Source organism: Savagea faecisuis (assembly GCF_042675605.1).
Taxonomy (GTDB): domain Bacteria; phylum Bacillota; class Bacilli; order Bacillales_A; family Planococcaceae; genus Savagea; species Savagea faecisuis.
Genome location: NZ_JBHTJF010000012.1, coordinates 23437 through 36706, shown reverse-complemented (window position 1 = coordinate 36706; position 13270 = coordinate 23437). Strand labels below are relative to the sequence as shown.

General features: G+C 42.3%; 14 protein-coding genes, 1 tRNA gene and 1 rRNA gene. 13 read left to right on the top strand and 3 right to left on the bottom strand.

Features of this window, described 5'->3' with window-relative positions:
• The 6 genes from rrf to tsaD all read left to right on the top strand — a co-directional run.
• A 5S ribosomal RNA gene (gene rrf, locus ACFQ0V_RS02940) occupies positions 1 to 100 on the top strand; the annotation flags it as partial.
• 14 nt (positions 101 to 114) lie between these two features.
• Positions 115 to 190, top strand: a tRNA-Asp gene (locus ACFQ0V_RS02935).
• Between the two features lie 113 nt (positions 191 to 303).
• Positions 304 to 759 (top strand): tRNA (adenosine(37)-N6)-threonylcarbamoyltransferase complex ATPase subunit type 1 TsaE, encoded by a 456-nt coding sequence (tsaE, locus tag ACFQ0V_RS02930; RefSeq protein WP_381009444.1) that lies wholly within the window; start codon positions 304 to 306, stop codon positions 757 to 759.
• Positions 756 to 1463 (top strand): tRNA (adenosine(37)-N6)-threonylcarbamoyltransferase complex dimerization subunit type 1 TsaB, encoded by a 708-nt coding sequence (gene tsaB / locus ACFQ0V_RS02925; RefSeq protein WP_381009442.1) that lies wholly within the window; start codon positions 756 to 758, stop codon positions 1461 to 1463. The genes tsaE and tsaB overlap by 4 nt, the downstream gene beginning before the upstream one ends.
• Positions 1456 to 1911 (top strand): ribosomal protein S18-alanine N-acetyltransferase, encoded by a 456-nt coding sequence (gene rimI / locus ACFQ0V_RS02920; RefSeq protein WP_381009440.1) that lies wholly within the window; start codon positions 1456 to 1458, stop codon positions 1909 to 1911. The genes tsaB and rimI overlap by 8 nt, the downstream gene beginning before the upstream one ends.
• The gene (gene tsaD, locus ACFQ0V_RS02915; RefSeq protein WP_381009438.1) at positions 1908 to 2933 is read left to right on the top strand and encodes a tRNA (adenosine(37)-N6)-threonylcarbamoyltransferase complex transferase subunit TsaD; all 1026 of its coding nucleotides are present in this window, start codon (positions 1908 to 1910) and stop codon (positions 2931 to 2933) included. The genes rimI and tsaD overlap by 4 nt, the downstream gene beginning before the upstream one ends.
• Before the next feature lie 42 nt (positions 2934 to 2975).
• Here the strand turns inward: tsaD and ACFQ0V_RS02910 are convergent, their stop codons facing one another.
• Together ACFQ0V_RS02910 and ACFQ0V_RS02905 are read right to left on the bottom strand one after the other, a co-directional pair.
• Complete coding sequence (locus ACFQ0V_RS02910) at positions 2976 to 4028, bottom strand: Cj0069 family protein (RefSeq protein ID WP_381009436.1); 1053 nt, start codon at positions 4026 to 4028, stop codon at positions 2976 to 2978.
• A 128-nt stretch (positions 4029 to 4156) separates the two neighbouring features.
• On the bottom strand, positions 4157 to 6088 hold the full coding sequence (locus ACFQ0V_RS02905) for an ABC-F family ATP-binding cassette domain-containing protein (RefSeq protein WP_381009435.1): 1932 nt from the start codon (positions 6086 to 6088) through the stop codon (positions 4157 to 4159).
• A 158-nt stretch (positions 6089 to 6246) separates the two neighbouring features.
• Between ACFQ0V_RS02905 and ACFQ0V_RS02900 the strand changes: the two genes are divergently transcribed.
• The 3 genes from ACFQ0V_RS02900 to tatC all read left to right on the top strand — a co-directional run bounded on the left by ACFQ0V_RS02900 (position 6247) and on the right by tatC (position 7981).
• Positions 6247 to 6897 (top strand): redox-sensing transcriptional repressor Rex, encoded by a 651-nt coding sequence (locus ACFQ0V_RS02900; RefSeq protein WP_194563707.1) that lies wholly within the window; start codon positions 6247 to 6249, stop codon positions 6895 to 6897.
• A gap of 67 nt (positions 6898 to 6964) precedes the next feature.
• Complete coding sequence (locus tag ACFQ0V_RS02895) at positions 6965 to 7150, top strand: twin-arginine translocase TatA/TatE family subunit (RefSeq protein ID WP_194563708.1); 186 nt, start codon at positions 6965 to 6967, stop codon at positions 7148 to 7150.
• Between the two features lie 24 nt (positions 7151 to 7174).
• Entirely contained in the window at positions 7175 to 7981 is an 807-nt protein-coding gene (gene tatC, locus ACFQ0V_RS02890) for a twin-arginine translocase subunit TatC (protein WP_381009432.1), read from the top strand.
• Between the two features lie 38 nt (positions 7982 to 8019).
• Here tatC and ACFQ0V_RS02885 read toward each other — a convergent pair whose 3' ends face one another.
• Positions 8020 to 8796: a CPBP family intramembrane glutamic endopeptidase gene (locus tag ACFQ0V_RS02885; RefSeq protein ID WP_381009430.1), complete on the bottom strand. Its 777-nt coding sequence runs from the start codon at positions 8794 to 8796 to the stop codon at positions 8020 to 8022.
• A 182-nt stretch (positions 8797 to 8978) separates the two neighbouring features.
• Between ACFQ0V_RS02885 and ACFQ0V_RS02880 the strand changes: the two genes are divergently transcribed.
• The 4 genes from ACFQ0V_RS02880 to ACFQ0V_RS02865 all read left to right on the top strand — a co-directional run bounded on the left by ACFQ0V_RS02880 (position 8979) and on the right by ACFQ0V_RS02865 (position 13259).
• Complete coding sequence (locus tag ACFQ0V_RS02880) at positions 8979 to 9239, top strand: co-chaperone GroES (RefSeq protein ID WP_194563711.1); 261 nt, start codon at positions 8979 to 8981, stop codon at positions 9237 to 9239.
• 56 nt (positions 9240 to 9295) lie between these two features.
• Positions 9296 to 10933, top strand: a complete 1638-nt coding sequence (groL, locus tag ACFQ0V_RS02875) for a chaperonin GroEL (RefSeq protein WP_194563712.1) — start codon at positions 9296 to 9298, stop codon at positions 10931 to 10933.
• Between the two features lie 296 nt (positions 10934 to 11229).
• The gene (pdhA, locus tag ACFQ0V_RS02870) at positions 11230 to 12285 is read left to right on the top strand and encodes a pyruvate dehydrogenase (acetyl-transferring) E1 component subunit alpha (protein WP_381009428.1); all 1056 of its coding nucleotides are present in this window, start codon (positions 11230 to 11232) and stop codon (positions 12283 to 12285) included.
• Positions 12282 to 13259 (top strand): alpha-ketoacid dehydrogenase subunit beta, encoded by a 978-nt coding sequence (locus ACFQ0V_RS02865; protein WP_381009426.1) that lies wholly within the window; start codon positions 12282 to 12284, stop codon positions 13257 to 13259. The genes pdhA and ACFQ0V_RS02865 overlap by 4 nt, the downstream gene beginning before the upstream one ends.
• The last annotated feature ends 11 nt before the right edge of the window (positions 13260 to 13270 follow it).

The following is a 13270-nucleotide window of genomic DNA, read 5'->3' as shown; positions in this document are numbered from 1 at the left end:
AAGAGGTCACACCTGTTCCCATACCGAACACAGTAGTTAAGCTCTTTAGCGCCGATGGTAATTGGGGGTATCCCCCTGTGAGAGTAGGACGTTGCCAAGCTTATTTTATTTAATGGTCCCGTAGTGTAGCGGTTAACATGCCTGCCTGTCACGCAGGAGATCGCGGGTTCGATTCCCGTCGGGACCGCCATTATATGAAAATGTCAACCGATTCTGTAAAGAGTCGGTTTTTTTTATGGAAAAAAATAAAAAAGATGCGTATTCTTATAGAAGAGTAGATTGAAAATAGAGAGGAGTTTCTGAATGAAACGACAACATACTGTATCTTCTCTTGAGGAAACAAGAAGATTAGCAGAAACCTTCGCTCAATATGTGCAACCTCATATGGTCATCACATTAGAAGGAGATTTAGGTGCGGGAAAAACAACGTTCACACAATTTTTAGCGGACGCTTTGGAAATCGTGGAAGTTGTGAATAGCCCTACTTTTACAATTATGAAGAGTTACCATTCAGGGGTTCTTCCTTTACATCATATCGATGCTTATCGATTAGAAGGTTCTCAAGAAGATTTAGGATGGGATGAAATCTTTACGGATGCCGCACTCGTCATTGTTGAATGGGCACAGTTTATTGAAGAAGAATTACCAGAACAACGTTTGCAATTATCGATTCGCTACGTAGATGAAACGACACGTATGATTGAATGTGTGCCGATTGGTGAGCGATATGAAACATTATGCCAGGAGGTTTTTGAATGATTTGGCTAGGCATTGAAACATCAAGTATGCCGTTATCGATTGCACTTATGAAAGATGACGACGTTTTAGTAGAATTGAATGAAGCGATGAACATAACGCATTCTCAAAGAGCGATGTCCGCGATTGATGAAGTATGTCGTCTCGCACAAATTCAACCGAAAGAGATCGAAGCGATTGCCGTATCAGAAGGTCCAGGATCGTATACAGGTGTTAGAATCGGTGTGACGCTTGCGAAAACATTAGCTTGGACGTTAAATGTTCCATTGGTAGGTGTTTCGAGTTTACAAGTGTTAGCAAGGAATGTTCAGTATGCGGAAGGAATCGTATTTCCTTATATTGATGCGCGTCGCGGGGCCGTATATGGCGGAGCGTATCATATGAAAGCTGGAGAAATTGTGGCGACTGTATTGGAAGAGCAACATATTTCAATGGAACAAGGCATCGAAAATATTCAAGCCTATTCGCAAGATTTAAATGTTTGGGCTGTTTCGGCGAGTCGTTCTTTTGATGAATCATTGAAAGAGACTTTTGGTGAACGTTTTCATCGTGTAGAAGAAGCATTTGCGTTACCGAGAGCTTCTCAAGTAATTCGACTGGCACAGGAGAAGATGAGTACCGCTTCTGTTCATACTTTCGTTCCCGAATATTTGCGCATGACGGAAGCTGAAACGAATTGGATGAAAGAGCAGAAGTCCAATGAGTGAGCTGAAAATTGTTCCGATGGAAGTAGCACATCTTGCGGGTGTTTTAGAAGTAGAGAAACAATCATTTAATGATCCGTGGACGGAAGAAATTTTTCATCATGAAGTGACGAATAATCCGTTTGCTTATTATGTGGTCGCTTTGCAAGGGGAAGAAGTCGTGGCCTACTGTGGGACGTGGATTGTCTTTGAAGATTGTCAAATTACGAATGTAGCGGTTCATCCTGCAAATCGTGGCCAAAAGATTGGCGATGCGTTAATGCGACATGTAATCGCACATTGTCAGTCAAATGAAGTAGACCGTATTTCTTTAGAAGTGCGTGTCTCGAATGAAGTCGCTCAAAATTTATATCGCAAATACGGATTTCAAGATGGCGGTATTCGAAAAAACTATTATACGGACGGTCCGACAACAGAGGATGCGCTCGTTATGTGGGTGGAGTTAACATGAATAAACAACCAATTTATATTTTAGGTATTGAAACGAGTTGTGATGAAACGGCAGCGGCTGTCATTAAAGATGGAACTGAGATCGTTTCGAATGTCGTTGCGAGTCAAATTGAAAATCAACGTCGTTTCGGTGGAGTCGTTCCAGAAGTAGCATCACGTTTACATGTGGAACAAATTACATTAGTGATTGAAGAAGCGTTACAACAAGCGAATTTACAACCGAGTGATTTACATGCGGTTGCGGTTACGGAAGGCCCAGGATTAGTGGGCGCTTTATTAATCGGAATCAATGCTGCAAAGGCATTCGCTTGGGCGAACGGTTTGCCAATTATCGGAGTGCATCATATCGCAGGTCATATTTATGCAAACCAATTAGTTACAGAAATGAAATTCCCTTTAATGGCGCTCATCGTCTCTGGAGGGCATACAGAGCTCATCTATATGGAAGAGCATGGGAAGTTCGAAAAGATTGGAGAAACGCGAGACGATGCAGCTGGAGAAGCGTATGATAAAGTTGCACGTGTCCTCTCTTTACCGTATCCAGGAGGTCCACATATAGACCAACTCGCTCAAACAGAGGGAGAAGCAGTTGATTTCCCGAGAGCTTGGTTAGAAAAAGAAAGTTATGACTTCAGTTTTAGTGGATTGAAATCAGCTGTTATTAATTATTCACATAATGTGAAGCAGCGCGGTGAACAATTAAATGCTGAAGCAGTCGCACGTGGTTTTCAACAAAGTGTAGTAGACGTATTGACTGAACGCACAGTTCGTGCAGCGAAAGAATACGATGTGAAACAAGTGATCGCAGCGGGTGGAGTATCAGCTAATCAAGGATTGCGTCATGCTTTGCAAAAAGAATTAGCAGAAGCGAATATTGAATTTTCCGTGCCTCCGATTCAATATTGTACAGACAATGCGGCGATGATCGGGGCAGCAGGTTATGAAATGTACCGAAAAGGGTGTCGCAGTGATTGGAAGATGAACGGGGAGCCAGGCAAAGCACTTACATCTTGGAGTCATTAAAAAATGATCTTTCCTCATATGAAGAGGAGAGATCATTTTTTGTTAAGCGAGAGTTGCGGCGCTTTCGTGTTCAGTAATCCATTCGATAATCGTATCTGCAATTTGAGATGCTAGGGAAAGATGAGAAGTGAATCCGACGCAGGAACAGTTCATTTCACCGAGAATATACTTGTCGCGTCCTTCCTCATCCGTATCTAAAATAAAATCAGCCGTCCATAGTAAAGGTAAGTCGTATCCGCCGAGCGTTTGTTGAATGAGAGGAAGGTCTTGTGAAAAGGATTGAATTAAACCGTCCCATAAAATCGGAGGATCGTAACGATACTGAGCTCCCGAAAATAAAGTAGCGCTAAACGCGTCTTGCGTATCGGCTGGTTTTTTATGAACGACATTGATCGGTGTATCACGCAACATGAGTAAGCGAATTTCTCCTTCTGTAATGCGTGGTAAAAATGGCATATCGATTAACATTCCATTTTCGCCAATAATATACTGCTCACAAAATGTCATAAAATCACTTAATGTATGATATTCGACGTGATTGTCTTTTGCTTCTGTACATTTCACTTGAGCATCTAAAGGAACTTCTGTTGCATCTTCCGCGAGTGGATGGACGAGTGATACACGCCAAATGCCTTCTCCTGTCGAGCCACGGTTTTGTTTTAATACACGTTCATTTTGTGCAAGCGATTTTGGAAACTGATGCGAGAAATCGATAATGTTGTAATAAGCGTACGTGTCTTCTGGAACAAGTGATGTATTTTTTAAATGAACGAGTGCATCTTTCGAGCCGTAGCCAATCATCGCATCGGGATGTGGCAATCCTAAAATGCCTTCTTCACACAGTGCACGCAACATATCGAAGTATTGAGCTTCTCCTTCTAAGTTCCCTGGATTAATACGTGAAACATAAGCAACGGCCTGCTGTTTTACATATTCAAAAATGTCATCGCGCTTTTCGACGTCAAAGAAAATCACTTCTGCCTCATATCCTTTTTCTTGAAGGGCATGAACCATCGGCATCGTATCGGGACGATGACCGTCAGGCCCCTTATCCGATCCGCCCTTCACTTCGAAAAAAATTACTTTTTTACTCATGTCGTTTCCTCCTCATAGTATGTAGTCATCTATAATATAAGAGGTTTTGTGAGAAGTAGATATACATAAATTGTAAAAGAAATGTAAAAAATAACGCGACAGCAAAAGAGCTATCGCGTTATTTCATATTATTCCATTTGTTCGAGCTGTTCGGTTGCTTCTAACCACTGTTCGCTCAGTGCATCATGTTGTTCTTGCTGCGCATCGATCGTTGTTTGGAGTTCAATCAGTTTCTCATGATCGTTTGCGAGAGCAGGGTCGTGCATTTGCTCATTCAGTTCATCGAGCTTTGCTTCGATTTCAGCCATTTCTCGTTCCACTCGGTCGACAATACGTTCGTATTTGCGTCGTTCTTTCTTTTGTTCACGACGCTCTTGTTTATGTTCTTCTTCGACTGTGGTCGGAGCAGCTTGTTCTTCAACTTGTAAAATATTTAAATCGATTAATTCTTCTTTTTTAGCGACATAATAGTTGTAATCACCTAAGTACTCGACGATACCAGTCGGTGTTAGTTCCATCACTTTCGTCGCCAGTCGGTTGATAAAGTATCGGTCATGGGAGACGAAGAGCAATGTTCCTGGGAAGTCGTCCAGTGCATTTTCGAGCACTTCTTTACTATCTAAGTCTAAATGGTTCGTCGGCTCATCGAGAATGAGTGTATTCGATTGTTCGAGCATAAGTTTAGCTAAAGAAAGTCGTGCTTTTTCTCCACCTGATAACGAAGCGACTGGTTTTTCGACATCATCGCCTGAAAATAAAAATCGTCCGAGCAATGTGCGAATATCTTTTTCTTGCATGAGGGGCCAATCGTTCCAAATCTCCTGCAAAACAGTGCCATTGCCAACGAGTGTCGCTTGTTCTTGGTCGTAGTAGCCAATTTCGACATTCGTTCCGTACCGAATAGAACCTGCAAGTGGTGTGTCGCGCTTGACGATAGATTTTAATAATGTCGATTTTCCGACGCCATTTGGTCCAACGATCGCAATGCGTTCTCCGCGGTATACGCGCATATCAATTTTTTCGGAGAGCACATTTTGCCCGTAACCGATCGCTAAGTCATCGACCGACAAGACGTCATTTCCGCTTTGTTTTTCAGTAGAGAAGGAGAATTGAGCAGAGCGTTCATCTCCATCAGGTGCGTCCATCCATTCTGTTTTATTCAATACTTTTCTGCGGCTTTTTGCCATTTTAGAAGTGGATGCTCGTGCGATATTTTTTTGAATGAATTGCTCGAGTTTTGCTTTTTCAGTTTGTTCCCGTTCGAAACGTTTCATATCGCGCTCATACGTCTTCGCTTTTTCATCTAAGTAGAAGCTATAGTTTCCAGGATATTTCGTCACTTCATTACGGGCAATTTCATATGTAATCGTCGTAATTTGATCGAGGAAATAGCGGTCATGAGACACGATTAAAATGGCTCCTTCATACGAAGCTAAATATTTTTCAAGCCAACTTAATGTTTCAATATCTAAATGGTTTGTCGGCTCGTCCAATATGAGAAGTTTCGGATTTTGAAGCAACATTTTCGCTAAGGCGAGCCGCGTCTTTTCTCCACCTGAAAGTACGTTGACCGGTCGCTCGTAATGCTCCGGATAAAACTGCATGCCGTGCAAAATCGAGCGAATGTCCGATTCGTATTGATAGCCTTTATTATTTGTGAAGTCGACTTGAATCGCATCATATGCTTTGAACACTTCATCGTAAGCTTCTTGATCCGTTTGAGGATTTAAATTCGCCATTTGCTGTTCGAGCTGACGCATTTGTTTTTCCATTTGTCGAACTGGTTCGAAGACAGTAAGCATCTCATCCCAAATTGACAGTTCTGAATCGATATGAGAGTGCTGTTCTAAGTAGCCGACTGTAATATCTTTCGGAATGATTATATCGCCTTCGTCATAGGACATTTCTCCAGCGATTATTTTTAATAATGTTGATTTTCCAGCGCCGTTACGACCGACTAATGCGACACGGTCTCGGTGTTGTACTTCGAGCTGTGCATTTTCGATAATCGGGACGCCAGAAAATGATTTCGTTAAACGATTAACTTGTAAAACGATCATCGTCTTTTCACCTCTATCCTTTCTAAGTTTATCAAAATAACCCGAAAGTCTCCATCTAAAATCATCGTGGCAACATGTGTTGAAATTGTGTAACTTTACAACTTGAAAACGGTACTGTACGATAGAAACGTTAATATGGACGTATCAGGAGGAAGATCATGAAACAAACGCAAAAAGTTCCTGAAGCGACATCGAAGCGGTTGCCGATTTATTATCGGATTTTGCAGAAGTTTGAACAAGCAGGAAAAAAGCGTGTTTCTTCTAATGAATTGAGTGAAGTATTGAAAGTGGATGCAGCGACGATTCGTCGTGACTTTTCTCATTTCGGCGCACTCGGCCGTAAAGGTTACGGATACGATGTAGAAGAACTCGTGCAGTTTTTCCGCGGTGTGCTTGATCAAGATGAAGCGACGAATGTAGCTTTAATCGGTGTCGGTAGTTTAGGAAGTGCTTTTATTAAATATAATTTCCAAAAAAGTCATAACACTCGTGTCGTTATCGCCTTTGACCCGAAAGCCCCTCATGAAGGAAAAGAGATGAATGGAGTTCCTGTTTATCACCCAGATGAAATCGAAGAACAAATTCAAAAGCGAGGCATTGAAGTCGTTATTTTAACGGTCCCTTCTAAAGTGGCACAAGAAGTGACGAATCGCCTTGCGACAATCGGCATTAAAGGAATTTTAAACTTTACGACGACTCGTTTAACAGTGCCCGATACGATTCGCGTGCATACGATTGATCTGTCTGTAGAACTGCAAACGCTCATCTACTTCATTCGAAATGATGAAAATCAGTCACAAATGGATTAAGTTCAAGATGGAAAAAATATCACATATCATGTAAAATGAATATATTATTGAGGGAGGTGCGTGCGAAATGCCAAGTGTAGGAAGTTTACTCATTATCGCGGTTATTGCACTACTTATTTTCGGACCGAAAAAATTACCTGAAATCGGTAAAGCGTTCGGGTCATCATTACGAGAGTTTAAAGACGCGACTCGCGGAATTACTCATGACGATGACGAACCGAAAAAGAACGAGACGAAAAAAGAGGTTCAGTAACACGAAGTAAGGGATGTCATTCCTATGGAAGAAAAACAATTAACGGTCATCGAGCATATAGAGGAATTACGAAAACGACTGATTATCATCGTCGTTTTCTTTATGTTAGCTGTAATCGGTAGTTTCTTTTTAGCAAAACCATTAATAAAATATTTGCAAAGTAACGGTCAAGCGCAAGAAATTACGTTTAACGCATTTACCGTACTAGATCCTGTCTTTGTCCTTTTGAAAGTGATCATCGTATTGGCGGTCGTACTCATTTCACCGGTCATTATGTATCAATTGTGGGCCTTTATTGCGCCAGGTTTGAAAGAGACGGAGCGACGTGCGACACTCAGTTACATTCCGTTCGCCTTTTTGCTCTTTTTAGCAGGAGCGGCGTTCGCGTATTTCGTTTTAATCCCATACGTCATGGGCTTTATGCGATTGTTAGCAGGAGACTTAGAGATTCAACAGACGATCGGTATTAATGAATATTTCAATTTCTTAATCCAACTCGTCATTCCATTCGGGGTCGTATTCCAACTACCAGTCGTCATGCTTTTCTTATCGCGACTCGGATTTTTGAATCCTGACTGGTTAGCAAAATCTCGAAAGTATGCGTACTTTGCGCTATTCGTATTAGCGGCATTCATTACGCCACCTGATTTATTTTCACATTTATTCACGACAGTTCCACTCATCATATTATTTGAATTGAGCTTGTTTATTTCACGCTTCGGCTATCGTAAGTTTTTGAAAGCGGAAGAGGAAATGCGCTTAGAAGAAATTAAAGCGGAACAACAACGCCAAATTGACGAAGTGATGGAGCGTATGAAGCAAGACGAATAAAAGCAGTGTATTCTCGAATGGAGAGTACACTGCTTTTTTTATTGGAGCCAATGAATGAAGTTTTGTGTTTGTTCGACGTATTTTTCGAGCTTGTCGTAATTGAGTTGAATGATCGTTACGAAGCTATTCATAAAGAAGTGCGCTGCAATCGGTGCGATGATGCTCCGTGAAATGTAATAGACGAAAGCGAACGCAAAGGCAGGCATTAAATACATGAGTAAATGCTCTAACTCCCAATGGACGACAGCGAATAAAAGACCGCTCACGACAGCTCCTAACCAAAAGTTATGAGTCATTTTATACAATCCGCCAAAAATCGCACGGCGAAAGACGATTTCTTCAAGAAGCGGTGCGAAAATGACGATTGAAATAATCATAATAGGAGAAATTTGAGAAATGACCGAAAGTGTTTCCGTATTCGCTGAACCTGGTTCAATCCCGAATAATTTCGTTTCAATCACTGCAGCGACTGCTTGTCCAATCATCGCCAAAATAAAACCGACAAACCCTAAGCCGATGGAAGCGATCGGATGCATGCGTGGCTCTTGGAATACTTGCCAAAAGTTTTGTTTGCGCGAGATGATGATGGCGATGATCACTGCGGCGAGTATGTTGATCGTGATCATCGTGTATGAAATCGTGTAAGCGAAAGCATCGAGCTGTTCATAACGTGCGATAAAATATTTGAACATCATAAGTTGAAGCGGAATGCTCAGTAAGTGAGAAATTACGAAGGTTGCGATAATCGCTAACCCTGCCCAATGCTCTTTAAAAAATGAGCCGATGGAGCGTAAAGAAAATGATTGTCTGTTCAAATGAAACATCCTTTCTACTGACATAGCGTCCCCTATTTTACAAGGAACGTTTATGAATCGCAAAGAAAAATGAATCAAAACGCTTGCATTTTTTTAAAAACTTATATAATATAGGAATTGTGTTAGCACTCCATTAGAGTGAGTGCTAAAAAGATATAAAAAACTTGAGGAGGTTGTTTCATTTGTTAAAACCATTAGGAGACCGTATTGTAATTGAAATTGTAGAGGCTGAAGAGACTACAGCGAGTGGGATCGTTCTTCCAGACTCAGCACAAGAAAAACCACAAGAAGGTAAAGTTGTAGCAGTGAGCAAAGATGCGAAATTCGGTATGAAAGAAGGAGACCGCATCATCTTCTCAAAATTCGCAGGAACAGAAGTGAAGTATGAAGGAAAAGAATACTTAGTGCTCCGCGAAACAGACGTTTTAGTCGTAGTCGAATAATAAAAAGCAGAACAAAATAGAAAACAACATAATATTTTTAGGAGGAGACTTTAACGATGGCAAAAGACATTAAATTTAATGAAGATGCACGTAGCGCAATGCTCCGTGGAGTAGATACTTTAGCAAACGCAGTAAAAGTGACGCTTGGACCTAAAGGACGTAACGTCGTACTTGAAAAAGCATTCGGTTCACCACTCATTACAAATGACGGTGTAACGATCGCAAAAGATATCGAACTCGAAGATAAATTCGAAAACATGGGTGCAAAACTCGTAGCGGAAGTTGCTTCAAAAACGAACGAAATTGCGGGTGACGGAACAACGACAGCAACAGTTCTCGCACAAGCGATGATCCGTGAAGGATTGAAAAACGTTACAGCTGGTGCTAACCCAGTCGGAATCCGTAAAGGAATCGAAGAAGCGGTGAAAGTAGCAGTTGAAGGTTTGAAAGAAATTTCAGACGAGACAGAAACGAAACAAGAGATTGCACAAGTTGCAGCGATTTCTTCTGGCGACGAATCAGTAGGTGAATTGATTGCAGAAGCGATGGACCGTGTAGGAAATGACGGTGTCATTACAATCGAAGAATCAAAAGGATTCGAAACAGAATTAGACGTTGTAGAAGGTATGCAATTTGACCGTGGTTATGCATCAGCATACATGGCGACAGATACAGACAAAATGGAAGCAGTTCTTGAAAATCCGTACATTTTAATTACAGACAAGAAAATTACGAATATCCAAGAAATTTTACCGGTGTTAGAACAAGTCGTTCAACAAGGAAAACCGCTTTTAATTATCGCTGAAGACGTTGAAGGTGAAGCACTCGCAACACTCGTTGTGAACAAACTTCGCGGTACATTTAACGCAGTAGCAGTAAAAGCTCCAGGATTCGGAGATCGTCGTAAAGCGATGTTAGAAGATATCGCAACATTAACAGGCGGTCGCATGATCACAGAAGACTTAGGTCTCGATTTAAAACAGACAGCGATTACAGATCTCGGTTCTGCTGCAAAAGTTGTTGTTACAAAAGACAACACGACAATTGTAGAAGGTGCAGGCGCAACAGAAGCAATCGACGCACGCATCAACCAAATCCGTATGCAAATGGAAGATTCAACATCAGAATTCGACAAAGAGAAATTGCAAGAGCGCTTAGCGAAACTCGCAGGTGGCGTTGCAGTGATCAAAGTAGGAGCAGCGACAGAAACAGAATTAAAAGAGCGCAAACTCCGCATCGAAGACGCATTGAACTCTACACGTGCAGCGGTTGAAGAAGGAATCGTTTCAGGTGGAGGTACAGCACTTGTGAACGTCTACACGAAAGTAGAAGCATTGTTAGACTCTACAGAAGACGATGTGGCAACAGGTGTTAAAATCGTACTTCGCGCACTCGAAGAACCAGTACGTCAAATCGCAACGAACGCAGGACTTGAAGGTTCAATCGTTGTGGACCGTCTCAAACGCGAAGAAGTCGGCATCGGCTTTAACGCAGCGACAGGCGAATGGGTAAATATGATGGAAGCAGGCGTTGTCGATCCAACTAAAGTGACACGTTCAGCTCTCCAAAACGCAGCAAGTGTTGCGGCAATGTTCTTAACGACAGAAGCAGTCGTAGCAGACAAACCACAACAAGAAGCACCAATGGGCGGCATGCCAGACATGGGCATGGGCGGAATGGGCGGCATGATGTAATTCCGCAACGCTCATCGTTGAATAATGGAATGATTCAATCTCTCTCTCATTTTAATGAGGGAGAGATTTTTTGTGCTGTAAAATTAGCAAACTATTCTGAATATACTTTTATTTTCCGATTCATTGACGGAGTGTTCACAAATATGTAACAATTAGTGTAATACCAATTGTAAGCGCTTACTATTTATTTTGATGTCTAATTGTGATAAATGTCATGCTTAAGCGATGACATTTACGTCTATGGAAAATATGGAGAGCAACGTATAACTAAATAGATGAGCAAGGGAGGATTTACAATGAAAACGAACTATCCTTTATTTCAATTGATGAATGAACGTGGAGAAAAAATTCAAGAAGGAACGTATGGACAGATGGAACAAGAGCGTGCGAAACGTTTTTATGAGCAGATGATGCGGGCGCGTCTTTTCGACAGACAAGCGATTCATCTACAACGACAAGGAAGACTTGGTACGTACGTTCCTTATGAAGGGCAGGAAGCAGCGCAAATCGGTAGCATGACAGCGCTAGACAAGCAAGATTGGATTTTTCCTTCTTACCGAGAGCATGGTGGATTGATTGCGACAGGTGCGAAGATGGAATCTGTTTTGCTTTATTGGAGTGGTCATCCCGTCGGTTCGATTCCTGATGAACGGAGAAAAGTCTTTGCCCCAGCAATTCCAATTGCGACACAAATTCCACAAGCAGCCGGCGTAGCATGGGCGAGTAAACTACAAGAAAAAGAAGAAGTGACGATCGTCTATTTCGGAGACGGTGCGACGAGTGAAGGAGATTTCCACGAAGGGATGAACTTTGCCTCTGTGTATCAAGTCCCTCTCGTATTATTTAATCAAAATAACGGCTATGCGATTTCCGTTCCGATTGCGAAGCAGATGAATTCAGAAACGATTGCACAAAAAGCAGTCGCTTACGATATGCCGAGTGTGCGAGTAGATGGCAATGATGTATTTGCGGTGTATGAAGTGACAAAACGTGCGGTAGAACATGCGCGTAGCGGACAAGGTCCGATGTTAATCGAAGCGGTAACATGGCGCAAAGGAGCGCATACGACAGCGGACGATCCTGCCAAATACCGCGAACCTCATGAAGGAGAAGCGTTTGTGGACCCCGTTGAGCGATTGACGCTTTATTTAAAAGAAGAAGGTTGGTGGGACGAAGAGTGGGTAGCGACGATTGAGCGCGAAGCATTGGAAGAAATCGAACGTGCAATTGACGAAGTAGAACGTTATCCGAAACCTGATGCATCCGTTTTATTCGATCACGTATATGCTACTTTACCTTCTTCTTTGGAAAAACAAAAACGACAATTCATCGAAAGAGGTGGACGAGCATGAAACAGATGACAATGATTCAAGCACTACAACAAGCGATGGATGGACTATTACAATCGGACGGAGGCGTCGTCATATTAGGGGAAGATGTCGGAAAAAACGGCGGTGTTTTCCGAGCGACGGATCATTTACAAGAAAAGTATGGGGAACAACGTGTCATTGATACACCGCTTGCCGAATCAGGCATTATTGCGACAGCGACAGGACTTGCGTTAAATGGGATGAAACCACTTGCTGAAATTCAATTTCTCGGGTTTATTTACCCTGCTTATGACCAAATGATGACGCATGTGTCGCGCATTCGCAGTCGCACATTATCGAAATATACAGTCCCCCTCGTCATTCGAGCACCTTACGGGGGTGGAGTGAGAGCGCCAGAGATTCATTCGGACAGTACGGAAGCGCTATTTACTCATATGCCAGGTTTGAAAGTCGTCGTTCCTTCTACACCATATGATGCGAAGGGGTTGTTGATTGCGGCGATGCAAGACCCTGATCCCGTGTTATTTTTAGAGCCGATTCGAAGTTATCGCTCAACGCGCGGAGAAGTACCAGAAGAAATGTATGAAGTGCCATTAGGCGAGCCAGCATTACGGAGAGAAGGAGACGATGTGACATTAATCGGTTGGGGTGCGATGATGCCGATTTTACTCGAAGCAGCAGAACGTTTAGCAGAAGAAGCGATTCAATGTGAAGTGATCGATGTACGAACACTTTATCCATTCGAACCAGAGTTGATCATTCAATCGGTGAAAAAAACGTCGCGTGCCGTCGTTGTGCATGAAGCGCAATTAACGAGCGGCTTCGGTGCAGAAATTAGCTCACAAATTCAAGAAGAAGCATTTCTCTATTTACGTTCTCCTGTTGCGCGTGTCGCGAGTTACGACGTACCGTATCCATTTTTTGCGATGGAACAAGACTATTTACCGTCCGTGGATAAAGTGATGCAAGCGGTTCGAGAAACGATGACTTATTAAGGAGGGTAAGC

What these genes read in the sequence shown, in the direction of transcription:
- tsaB (WP_381009442.1), top strand. Translation starts at nt 756, where the DNA reads ATGATTTGGCTAGGCATTGAAACATCAAGTATGCCGTTATCGATTGCA.
- ACFQ0V_RS02865 (WP_381009426.1), top strand. Translation starts at nt 12,282, where the DNA reads ATGAAACAGATGACAATGATTCAAGCACTACAACAAGCGATGGATGGA.
- pdhA (WP_381009428.1), top strand. Translation starts at nt 11,230, where the DNA reads ATGAAAACGAACTATCCTTTATTTCAATTGATGAATGAACGTGGAGAA.
- ACFQ0V_RS02910 (WP_381009436.1), bottom strand. Translation starts at nt 4,028, where the DNA reads ATGAGTAAAAAAGTAATTTTTTTCGAAGTGAAGGGCGGATCGGATAAG.
- rimI (WP_381009440.1), top strand. Translation starts at nt 1,456, where the DNA reads ATGAGTGAGCTGAAAATTGTTCCGATGGAAGTAGCACATCTTGCGGGT.
- groL (WP_194563712.1), top strand. Translation starts at nt 9,296, where the DNA reads ATGGCAAAAGACATTAAATTTAATGAAGATGCACGTAGCGCAATGCTC.
- tatC (WP_381009432.1), top strand. Translation starts at nt 7,175, where the DNA reads ATGGAAGAAAAACAATTAACGGTCATCGAGCATATAGAGGAATTACGA.
- ACFQ0V_RS02900 (WP_194563707.1), top strand. Translation starts at nt 6,247, where the DNA reads ATGAAACAAACGCAAAAAGTTCCTGAAGCGACATCGAAGCGGTTGCCG.
- tsaE (WP_381009444.1), top strand. Translation starts at nt 304, where the DNA reads ATGAAACGACAACATACTGTATCTTCTCTTGAGGAAACAAGAAGATTA.
- tsaD (WP_381009438.1), top strand. Translation starts at nt 1,908, where the DNA reads ATGAATAAACAACCAATTTATATTTTAGGTATTGAAACGAGTTGTGAT.
- ACFQ0V_RS02905 (WP_381009435.1), bottom strand. Translation starts at nt 6,088, where the DNA reads ATGATCGTTTTACAAGTTAATCGTTTAACGAAATCATTTTCTGGCGTC.
- ACFQ0V_RS02895 (WP_194563708.1), top strand. Translation starts at nt 6,965, where the DNA reads ATGCCAAGTGTAGGAAGTTTACTCATTATCGCGGTTATTGCACTACTT.